1 protein-coding gene and 1 pseudogene are annotated in these 1,676 nt (G+C 52.6%); both read right to left on the reverse strand.

What is annotated here, in order from left to right; all coding sequences use genetic code 11:
- Positions 1-317: 317 nt before the first annotated feature.
- Positions 318-555: pseudogene (locus tag EOA24_RS37125) on the reverse strand (DDE-type integrase/transposase/recombinase); the annotation flags it as partial.
- Positions 506-1,676, reverse strand: a 1,171-nt coding sequence (locus EOA24_RS37130) for a hypothetical protein (RefSeq protein ID WP_210213646.1), incomplete at its 5' end; no start/stop codon positions are given. The pseudogene EOA24_RS37125 and the gene EOA24_RS37130, both read right to left, overlap by 50 nt.

Below are 1,676 nucleotides of genomic sequence, written 5' to 3' on the forward strand. Positions count from 1 at the left end.
CTTCTATACCGTCATGAAAGCTTCGGCTGCTCGCCTGGTCGCGATTGCTCTCGCCCAATACAATTGAGCACGCCCGGCTGCTGCCGATCCTCTTCCACTGTGTCGACAATAACGGCCCACCTTGCGAGTGCCACCCTCTTCGCTCGCTGGCCGAAATGCATGGTCCGACATTCCGGCCGTCGTTGAGACCATGCGTCAGTTTAGGATGCCGACCCGCTTCAGAGCCGGCAGGTAACCCGGAGGGAGAGGGAGGTACCGCTTACGATGGTCCTGCTCAATGCGATTTTTAAGTACTGGCGTTGACCAACCCGGATTTAGCGGGCGCGGGAGCAATCCTGTAAGCGATTTGTAGCTTCGCAGGAAACGCTTGCCTCAAGGTTGGTCTGGCTCCCACCATGACGACGCGCTCGGGCCGGCCACGACGGTCCAGCGCCTTTCCGAGGAAGTGCTTGCCCGACGGCAGTTGATGTTGCGCGCTGAAATAAAATTCCACGTCTCGCCGGCGCTATCGATGGCGCGATAGAGATACAGCCACTGGCCGCGGACCTTGATGAAGGCAATAATTTTCCTCCTTTATTTGCGACGCACCTCGCCTCAGCGTCGGAGCAGATGCCCGCGAAACCAATGGGCGAAAGATCATATGACAATAACAAGGCGTCGTGAACTGTTCTAACTCAACTGGACGGATTGTTGCGGCACTTGCTTGTGACAGGCACCGGTAAATATCTCCCTCCTGATCGATTTCTTCCAGATCGAGAGAGCCCGACACGTTCTTACACACGCTCCCATCCTTATTTAACACCCGTATATCATCGATTTGCAGCCATTCGTAGTGCTCGCCCAGGAGCATTTTCACGCTGGTGCCGCTTACATATGGCAGCACAATGGAGAAATAACCGTCATGCAGATGGTTTGCTCTAAGCAAGGCGACCTTGGACTCGTATGTGTCCCCAATTGCGACCTTCAGAGGTGAGAAACGCACATTCATATCTTCATGGTTTAGGTCAAGCTTAAGTCCTCTTTGCACCAGACCGCTGAATGTGAAATCAAGCCCCAAGCTGCGCGTTTCATATGCACCCAGCCGATAAGGTGAGGGTAAGCACCTTACATCTTTCCAAGCACTTTCCAAATGAAAGATTGTCTTCTTACGATGTGGCCCCATTAGATCGTCGTACTCGAAGTCTTTGAAAAATTCCAACTCCGCTTCAATAGGCATGTGGGCATGACGGAATAGAGCTGCATGGGCCGCCGCCTGCAAATTGGAATACTCGTGCGTCACGCCGGCCTTGGTAAAAAACGTCCTCGCATCATCGATGAAGCGAACGCATTCAGCCTGCACCTTGGCAACCTTCTCGTACTGCTTGTCACTAAGTATAATTTCACCAAGAATCGCCTCTCCGTCCACATCATAGTCCACAACGGCGCCTTCCTTGATTGCGCAGCATTGCTCAAACAAATCGTAATTCCACCAAGACGATGTAAAGAGCGCTTTGCTGTTTGCCGCATGGTAAGGTTCGTCGGACGCGACCACATAGCGGCTCATTATGTCGACTTTCATTTCGTCTTTGAAGGTCCGGGCCAAATATTGATGCGTATTGCCGTGATATCCTGTATCTGCCAAGACGACCGTGTCGCCTTCCTCCAGCCCCAGTTGTTTTGACATATAGCGCATCTGT

The sequence above is a fragment of the Mesorhizobium sp. M2A.F.Ca.ET.039.01.1.1 genome (assembly GCF_003998035.1).
Classification (GTDB): domain Bacteria; phylum Pseudomonadota; class Alphaproteobacteria; order Rhizobiales; family Rhizobiaceae; genus Mesorhizobium.